The organism is Luteibacter sp. NPDC104163 (assembly GCF_055584245.1).
In genome coordinates, this window is sequence record NZ_JBVJMK010000005.1 from 169,940 (window position 1) to 178,524 (window position 8,585).

Annotated in this window: 8 protein-coding genes; 5 read left to right on the plus strand and 3 right to left on the minus strand. The window is 62.7% G+C overall.

Going from position 1 to position 8,585, the window contains the following annotated elements:
- The first annotated feature begins 87 nt into the window (after positions 1-87).
- Genes ACZ6YI_RS08650 through ACZ6YI_RS08660 form a run of 3 tightly spaced genes read left to right on the plus strand, consistent with a single transcriptional unit; the run spans position 88 to position 3,854 of the window.
- Positions 88-2,070, plus strand: a complete 1,983-nt coding sequence (locus ACZ6YI_RS08650) for a transposase (protein WP_465778278.1) — start codon at positions 88-90, stop codon at positions 2,068-2,070.
- Between the two features lie 3 nt (positions 2,071-2,073).
- Positions 2,074-2,973: a TniB family NTP-binding protein gene (locus tag ACZ6YI_RS08655; protein WP_465778279.1), complete on the plus strand. Its 900-nt coding sequence runs from the start codon at positions 2,074-2,076 to the stop codon at positions 2,971-2,973.
- Positions 2,970-3,854 carry a TniQ family protein gene (locus ACZ6YI_RS08660; RefSeq protein WP_465778280.1) on the plus strand — a complete coding sequence of 295 codons (885 nt, stop codon included), beginning with the start codon at positions 2,970-2,972 and terminating at the stop codon, positions 3,852-3,854. Before ACZ6YI_RS08655 ends, ACZ6YI_RS08660 begins: the two co-directional genes overlap by 4 nt.
- A 188-nt stretch (positions 3,855-4,042) precedes the next feature.
- On the opposite strand, the gene ACZ6YI_RS08665 is transcribed toward ACZ6YI_RS08660, so the two are convergent.
- The 3 genes from ACZ6YI_RS08665 to ACZ6YI_RS08675 form a co-directional block, all read right to left on the minus strand.
- Positions 4,043-5,188 (minus strand): hypothetical protein, encoded by a 1,146-nt coding sequence (locus ACZ6YI_RS08665; protein WP_465778281.1) that lies wholly within the window; start codon positions 5,186-5,188, stop codon positions 4,043-4,045.
- A 618-nt stretch (positions 5,189-5,806) separates the two neighbouring features.
- Complete coding sequence (locus ACZ6YI_RS08670; protein ID WP_465778282.1) at positions 5,807-6,496, minus strand: nucleotidyl transferase AbiEii/AbiGii toxin family protein; 690 nt, start codon at positions 6,494-6,496, stop codon at positions 5,807-5,809.
- Positions 6,489-6,911, minus strand: coding sequence for a helix-turn-helix domain-containing protein (locus ACZ6YI_RS08675; RefSeq protein ID WP_465778283.1), 423 nt, complete (start codon positions 6,909-6,911; stop codon positions 6,489-6,491). Before ACZ6YI_RS08675 ends, ACZ6YI_RS08670 begins: the two co-directional genes overlap by 8 nt.
- A gap of 138 nt (positions 6,912-7,049) precedes the next feature.
- On the opposite strand from ACZ6YI_RS08675, the gene ACZ6YI_RS08680 reads away from it, so the two are divergent.
- Together ACZ6YI_RS08680 and ACZ6YI_RS08685 are read left to right on the plus strand one after the other, a co-directional pair.
- A complete protein-coding gene (locus ACZ6YI_RS08680) occupies positions 7,050-7,319 on the plus strand; it encodes a hypothetical protein (protein WP_465778284.1) in 270 nt (89 codons plus the stop codon).
- A 173-nt stretch (positions 7,320-7,492) separates the two neighbouring features.
- Positions 7,493-8,482 carry an efflux RND transporter periplasmic adaptor subunit gene (locus ACZ6YI_RS08685; RefSeq protein ID WP_465778285.1) on the plus strand — a complete coding sequence of 330 codons (990 nt, stop codon included), beginning with the start codon at positions 7,493-7,495 and terminating at the stop codon, positions 8,480-8,482.
- The last annotated feature ends 103 nt before the right edge of the window (positions 8,483-8,585 follow it).

Here is an 8,585-nt window from a genome sequence, read left to right on the forward strand (position 1 = left end):
TTGACGTGCTAGCCGAGCCGCTCGATCAGCAACCTAGAAAGAGGAAGCGTCCATGACTTTGCACATCTCATTGCACGGGCCCGCCCCGTGCTGGCCGAAACCGTCGTGTACGGCTGCACTGCCGGAGCAGGGGAGGGCGATATGAAGCTGACCCCAGGGGCTGTGTGCTACGCCAATGGCACGACCTACCAAATCGACGGCAGGCATTCGCCCACACACGTGGCTGCTCGCGACTGCGCGTCCGGCCAAATGGTGCACTTGGCGATCAAGGACCTTCGCGAGCCGCCGCGCCCGGCTGGCACGGCGCTAGATAGTCTCATCGATCCTCTGGCCTGGCAGCGAGCAACGCGGTTGGCGGCCGACCTGACCCCGTGGCTGGGCCACCAGCGAATCCCAACCCTCGAGCTTGCCGGGCTCAGCCGGCGGCACGGTCTCAGCCAACGGCAAATTCAGCGATTGCGCGCTCGCTTCGAGGACGACCCGCGCACGACGTCGCTTATTGGCCGTCCGCCAGGACGCAGTGCTGGCAGTCGCGTGCTGGACGAGCGCACCGAAAACGTGATCATCCACGCCATACGACGCCATTACATGGAACGCGAGCTACGTTCGATCGCCCACTTGGCCGATCGGATCGGGATGTTATGCCGGCGACTCGAGCTCATTCCGCCGGCGCGTGCCACGGTGCTCCAGCGGGTAAAGGATCTGGAAGGCTATGAGATGGACCGGGCACGGCGTGGCACAAAGGCCGCCAAGCAGACCTGGGAAGCTCGCACGGGCGGACTTGAGGCCGATCGGCCACTGCAGATTGTGCAGATTGATCACACCCGGGTGGACGTGCTCCTCGTCAGCGATGATCGTCAGCGCGTGCTTCCGCGACCCTGGATCACCCTGGCCATCGATGTGTACACCCGTTGCGTGGTGGGCTGGTACCTGACCATGGAGGCGCCATCGTCCGTGTCGGTGGCGTTGTGCATCGAGCATATGGCACTGCCCAAGCCCGAAAACGAAGCCGACCCCGGCATCTGGCCCATGTATGGAAAGCCCGAGGTCATCCTGGTCGACAATGGCAAGGATTTCCGGGCCGAGGCGCTCAAGACCGGCTGCGAGCAGCACGGCATCGAGCTTCGTTGGCGTCCGGTCAAGAAGCCGCACTACGGCGCCCACATCGAACGCCTCAACGGCACGCTGATGCGGATCGTCCATCGCCTGCGTGGCACGACGTTCAGCAATACCCGCCAGCGCGGTGACTACCCGAGCGAGCAGCGGGCCACGTTGACCTTTGACGAGCTAAAGGCTTGGTTGGTCCAGAGCATATGTCGCGAATATCACATCAAAGCCCACCGGGCCCTGGGCATCTCGCCGCAGCTGGCATGGGAGCAGGCGTGGCATACGGACAGTGGTGGACGCCGACCGGTACCGCAGGTGGCACGACCGGTCGATTTTCGCATCGACTTTTTGCCTCGTGAGTTTCGGCGTATACGCCGCACCGGCATCGAGTTCGCCTGCTCGCGCTATTGGCACGACGATCTCACCCCGTTCCTTCGCCAGCGCGAGGATGCAGAGCTTCGGTACGACCCTCGGGATACCTCTCGAATCTGGGTGAGGGCAGGACGGCTCGGCTTCGTTGAAGCGACAGCCAAAGCGGGCAGGGCGCTGGGCGACACGACGTCCGCCCGTCGGATGTCGGCACAGGACAAGGTACGCATGGACCGCAGCTTCGATCAGGGGCTCGCACAACGCGATGCGATTGAAGCAGCTGCCTTGAAAAAGACCCGCGCTGCACGCCAGGGCAAGAAGGTGTCGGTAAAAGTCGACCGTCGAGGTGACACGCACCCGAGCGAGCCGCCGATTCGGTCGGCTCTGCCTGCTCCATCGTCCGCATCGGTGCCGGCGAAAGAACCGACGTTGGCTCTGCCTGCACCGCAACCGGAGCCGGCCATCGCTGCCCCCGTCGCCGCCGCGGGGGCGACGCCCGCACCGACGCAGGCACCGTTCCCAGTACCCCCTCCCGCCGCACCGGTCTCACGCCCGGTCCGCCCGCCGTCCATCGCCTTCGAAATCTGGAGCTGACCCATGCACACCTACGACCACCTTGTCCCTCAGGTCCAGGGGGAAATGACGTTGCCGGACGCCATGCGCGCACGCCGTATGCTGCAGGAACGTTTTCTGATCCACGACCATCTGGTACCGCTACTTTCGCGGGTGGACTTTCTCATGCGGCGTCCAGCGCAGAGCAGGGCGGCCGGGCTGGTAATTTCCGGGCCACCGGGCTCTGGCAAGACGATGATCGCCAAGGCGCTCGCCCGCCGCTATCCAGGCCATGCGCCCAATGAAACCCAGCCGCCATCCCTGCCGGTGCTGGGCATCAGCATGACCAACGCCCGTGAGGCGAAGACGTTGTTTAACCGTCTACTCGCCGCGCTACGCGTACCGGATGCGTCAAGCTACGTCGGGAGCGACCGGGAGAAACTCGTGCTTCGCGTCTGTCGGCAGGCGAACGTGCAGTTGATCATCGTCGATGAGATCCAGGACATCCTGACCTCGACGGCTCGTCAGCAGTCCATCGCGCTGGACACGATCAAGTTCCTGATGAACGAGCTGTGCATCCCCGTGCTGGCACTGGGAACCGCCAAGGCGCCCGCCGCGATGCAGGTAGACGAGCATCTCAACGCGCGGTTTACCTACCGCGCCTTGCCGACGTGGCGTGTCGACGCACATCTGGAAAACCTGCTGTCGACGCTCGAGCAGACCTTGCCGCTCAAGCAGCCTTCGGGCCTGGGCTCCGTGGAGATCATGAAAGTGCTGATCGAAATTTCCGGCGGTATCCTCGACCCCATCATGAAGGCGGTAACCTACGCCGCCGCCAACGCGATCAAGGATGGAAGCGAGAGGATCACCGTGCCGCTCCTCGAACGGGCGCTCGACGATCCGCCGGCATGGGCACTGGACAACGACGAGTCGATGGCCGCATGACACAGCAGGTGACCCGCGTGTCCACAGACGAGGAGCGCTATCTCATCCCGACACCGGGTCCGGACGAGACCCTCCGATCAGTATTGATGCGTGTTGCGGATCTGTACCAGTGGAATCCCAGCCGGCTATGGGCGCTGCTGCAGGAAGCGCAGGGTGGGGCGCACTCGACCATCGACGATCCGTCACCCGCGGACATGGAACGCCTCGCCTGCCGCCTGGCGGTGGGCCGTGGCCGCTTGGAGCGGCTGCGGCTGTCTGACGGTGACACGTTCCTTGCGCCTGAGGCACGCTGCGCCTATTGCCCACAATGCTGGCGGGAGGATGACCTGGCGGGCCGACCGCGGCACTTTCGACGACGGTGGGCGGGCGTCTTCGCGATTCGCTGTGCGCAGCACGGGATGCCGCTGTTTCTGTGGCATCGTGCTCGCGGTCGTTTTGCACCTGGCACGCACGACGACATCTCCATGCCAGAACTGGTCTGGCAGGCGACCACGGCGGTACCCGAAGCCCTCGACGCCCTCCGGGCCCTCGTCGATTTCGCCGACACTGTGAGCGCCTGCCTGAGCGACAACGGTGTGTGGCCGGCCAATTGGTTGGGCGATGCGGGACAGGCGCGCGAACTGCTCGCGGAGGTCATGGCGGTGGACGCGCTTGGAAACCCGCCACTGATCGTCTCGGCTCAAGCACCGCTTACCATGCGCACGCTAGTGCACTCAGGCCGCGCCTTGGCGGACGCGGGTCTCAAGGACGGATGGAGGCGCCTACGGCAGGCTGGCGACCCGGGGGTACGCCGCATGGCACTGTGGTTGGTGGGTGCGTGGCTTGTCCCCACGTGGCCCGCGCATTTCCAACCGTCCGTACGCATGCCCAAGCGGCCATAGCCGCTCCGTCCAGGACGGCGCTAAGGCGGGGGGCGACACACCATCTCTACTTGACTACGCCGATGGCCTGGCTCAATCACCGAATGAGGTTGAGCCAAGCCGTGAAAGACCGGTGTGACGTCTGCACTGTGCGAAAGCCTTGCTAGGCTGAGTGCCCGCAAGGCCATTCACGAAGAAGTAAAGTGGATTCAGGCGGCGAACGGAAATGCAAACTGCTGCTGTGGCGCCGGGATCTCAGTGGGGGCGACCTGAGGTCGCGGCCACGTCAATCGTAACGGCTCGCGCGAGGCGCGCACTCCACGGCGCAGGGTCAGTCCCACATCCAGCGCCCAAGCAAGCCGACCCGCTGAGCTCCAACGTCCGGCCTCAGCAACTTGCGAAAGACTGTAGCCCGCATCGAGCATGGCGACGGCACGACCTAATCGTAACGATGAGGCGGTCAGACCTTCGCCGGGAATACCATGGCGAGCCGCGAGTTCCTGGAACTGTTTCGGCCCACGCCACAGCGTACGTTTGCCTGTACGAGCCAGCACCTTGTAGCCGCTTCCCTCGGGCGGCCAGAAAGCCAGCAGATGACCCGATCGAGGGCCACGCATCGCCAGCCAGTGGCGGATCCATGCCGTCGCATCCGACGACAGCCGTATCGTGCGTCCTGCATCTTCGGGGCGGGAAGGGTACAACCTCAGAAGACAGGTGCCGCCAGCTTCGAATCGAAGATCCGTGATCATGGTGCCGACGTCCAGGCGCGAATGCGGCACGTCCATACCGACCAGCTCTTTGAAGGTCGCCATCCCTTCGTAAAGGATAAGGATGGCCACCACGTTACGTACGTCCTTCGGACTGTGGGGATCGGCGGCTAGTATGAGTCGACGCAGATCTGCAGCGAGCATAGGAATGGTTTTAACGCGCTCGCGTCGATGTTTCCGCTCGGTGTAAGGGCTGCGCGCTTTGCGTAGTGCAACCCGGAGCTCCGGGCTCACTAAGCCGATACAGTGGCACGCCACGTAAATGGCCGACAGGCGCTGAAGTACCAGGCCCGTCGACAAGCCTTCGTCCAGTAGCGACGCGCCATAGCGCGAAAGGCCTTCCTCCGACAGTGGATTGACGTCGCCGCTGAACGAGAGCCAGTAACGGCCCCAATATGCCAGGGCAGTGAGCGTCGTCCGCAGCGCCTTAGGCTTTTTGTCGGCCGCCCACGCCGTCAGCCCAGCGGCGATTCTGATGGCGATTTCAGACTGAGGTACCGGACACCAGGGCGCAAGAACCTGGGCCAGTCGAGCAAGTGACACAGAGGCTTCTTCGGGGACCTTTCCGCCAATACCGCGCTGACTCATCGGGTGCTCCTACATTGATAGTAAGAGGCACTACACCAACCATAACCCGTATCCAAAAGTTAGACCGAGTTTTGTCGCGGGGCAGGCGACGTGCAGCGCGTCTCAAGACGAGCCTGTTGGACGTTAATGGCGGCGCGGACCAACTGGCCGACACTTAGAGATGTCGTGAATCGGCAAGAGGTCCCTTAAGCGCGTCGCAAAGCACCGATGTCCGTTCGCGACTCGGTTAAGCGGAAGGCGATTGTGGGTTCGCGACATGATTAGCCAGATAAAACGGCTGTTCGTGACGCGGTTAAGGTGCGAAATCGAAGTCGGTTCGCGACGCGATTACGGTTCGCGACGCGATTAGGCTGTTTCATAGGGGCTGAGGGAGGCCGCGTGGCAGGGCCAGCGTTGCGCTAAGTCATTGAGCGGACGGGAGCAACGTGCAGGTTCGCGCCAACAAAGGGCTCCACGACACGTTTAAGCAACACGCGACATCATTAAGGGCATGCCGACATCGCCGATGGATCTGCCGTAGGCGCACGCTGATTCTCGTGTAATCCATATCTTACATAATATACATTATGCGCACATGCGTACGTATGTGTACGAGGCTTGCTGCCCGGTTCGGCGGCCCTATTTCGCCCCGATCCCAGCCCTGGCCAGGTTATCCAGGATCACCGGCAGCAGCTCCGGTCCCATAGACATCGCCTCAAGACACTGCTTCAGGTATGCGGCGTCCGAAACAAGCGCAAGGCTCTTATCCCAATACCTTGACACCGCGGTGCCATACGCTGCTTCGGCCTTCGCTAGCGACTCAGGCGGCACGGGCCCCCATGAGCCAACCATCATCGCAAGATCGATGATGTCGCGGCTCATCGTGGACCGATCCAGGCCGCGGTCAGTGTTCGCCATCAGCTTCTCCGCATAAGCATCGACGTGCGATAGAACTGGCACTCCCTCGATATCCAGCGTGCTGGGTTCGAAATCTATGCGAGCCTCTCGTACGAGCTCAAACCGGATATTTACGCCGTCCACATCGAGGTACGTGGATATCTTGTCCCGATTGGTACGAACGTCGCGGGCATGCTTGATTGGCTTGCGTAAAAGCCGCCCGAGCGTTGGCGGTTCAATGGCTTCACGTAATGTTCGATATCCGGCCGCATCTGCGCAGAGGAAATCGATGTCGACAGATTCCCGGAATTCCCCGCATTCGAGGACAATCGCGGTTCCACCACCGAAGTAGCAACGGGCCGACTTGAGCAATGATCCGTCAAGGGCCCGCAGGACATGAGCGATCCGTTGATGGTGGGGTCTCTCAAACATGCAGTACTCCGTTGCCATAGCGCGTCACCAGATCTTCGAGCAAGCGGCGCTCGTGTTCATCCATCGCATCACGATCCACGAGATCCCAGTTTCGCTCATACAGCGCAAGCGCTTCCGGCTCGGCGATGGTGCGAATTCCCGGTCGATTCCAGGCAAGCCTTTTCAACTGGGGAAACGCGTCGATCGCCACCATCGGCTGGCCTGCTGTCGGAACGAGATTCAGGGCTCGCATCACCGCGGCATAAGTACCCATGGCCACCGACGGCCTTCCCTGCTCTACCTCTATGAGCTTCTGTCGCCCGACGCCGGCGGTTCGCGCGACAGCGGCCTGGGTAAGTCCCAGCCGGGCGCGCTCGCGCCTAAGTCGTTGACCGAGCTCCAAAAGCGGATCGAGTATGGGATCTTGAGTGACCATGTCCCGAATATACGACATCTGCGAGAAATGTCACGTAAACAGGACATGCGGCACTTCAGTCGTCCTGCGGACACCCCGTCGAAGGCATAGACCGGCCGACCGATGCCACCGCCAAGCAATCAATCGTAGGCTGCGCCCATGGCCCACGTCGATGAAGAACTGCAGCTATGCCGCGCCCGGTTGGCAATGGACGCGATGGAAATTGGTCGCGCGCTTCTCGAAGGCGATGTCGAGGAGGCGCGCTTCCGGACGCACCTGGTCCAGGGCGACGCGTCACGTCACGACCTCGTCGAAGTAACGAACATGGCCGAACGTGTCATGCGGCTGCTCATCGGTGCGGATACCGCCGTGGTCCCTGGCATCGGGCGAGCGCTCTTAGCCCTCTTGGGGTCAATCGACCGCATGTGATCCGTTGGCTGGGCGCCCCAGCCATTGCCTCACTTTGATTGTGCCGCATGAGCCACGTAAGCATGGCCGCTGCTGCCGGCCGCATGAGGCTAATGTCACCTGTAGGTTTGTGATGTAACCCTCTGTTTGCCATAGCGTGAATTCTTTCAGTCAGTCGTAACGGATTACGAAGCTTGAGTATTTCCTTGCGGACGGCATACGGCTCGGATAGATTTCACCCGGCCGTCGTGACAGGGGGCGGCGCAGCCTGCGTCGCCGCGATGGCCAGAGGCAAGGATGTGATGGCTCGCAAGGAAGGAGCGCGCAGTGCGCGCCCAGGGGACCAGCTTCATTCAGGGAGTCGGCGGGCGTTCTTCGCTTGCCTGGGACTCGGCTGCGCAGCAACGGCGCATGCCGCTACCCTGCCCCTGCCGGCATCCTACGACTGCCTGATCGAACCCGCGCAAACGATTGAACTCGGCACGCCTGTGAGCGGCATGGTCGACAAGGTCCTCGTACAACGAGGCGACCGGGTCAAACGCAACCAGGTGTTGGCCATCCTCGAGTCGCATGCCGAGCAAGCCGCGGCCGACCTGGCGAAGTACAAGTCGCAACTGAGTGGCCCCAGCCAACTGGCAGAGGCCAAGATCGAGTTCGCTGATCGCAAGTACAGCCGGCGCCGCGATATGGCTGCCGAGAAACTCATGTCACCGCAGGATCGCGACGACGCCGAAGCGGAGCTGCGCAGCGCGAAGGCGGAGCTGCAGACGGCCAAGGAAAACCGCGAGGTTGCCCGGCTTGAATTCAACCAGCAGAACGCGCAGCTCGCGTTGCGAACGATCCGAAGCCCGTTCGACGGCGTCGTCGTCGACCAGATGATCTGGCCGGGCGAGATCGTCGAACCAGGTGCCACCAAGCACGCCATCCTCAAGGTCGCCCGGCTCGATCCGCTGCGCGTCCGCGTCGTCATGCCGTTGCGGGCCTTCGGCGAACCCAAGGCCGGCGCAACGGTGCGCGTGACCTCCGAAGTCCAACCCGATCGGCCGTATGCGGCCCGGGTGGCAAACATCGACCGCGTGGTCGACCCGGCCAGCGGCACGTTCGTCGTTCTACTCGATTTGTCCAACAGCGCGCTCGACCTTCCGTCGGGCGTGAAGTGCAAGGCCCAGTTCCCAACGCCGTGAGGCGCCATGCGCCGGTGAATGCCGGCGTGCACGACAACAATCCGAACATCCATTTCGTGTGCCGTGGCGGGCAGCCAGGGCGCAGCACACAGAGGAAGTCAGT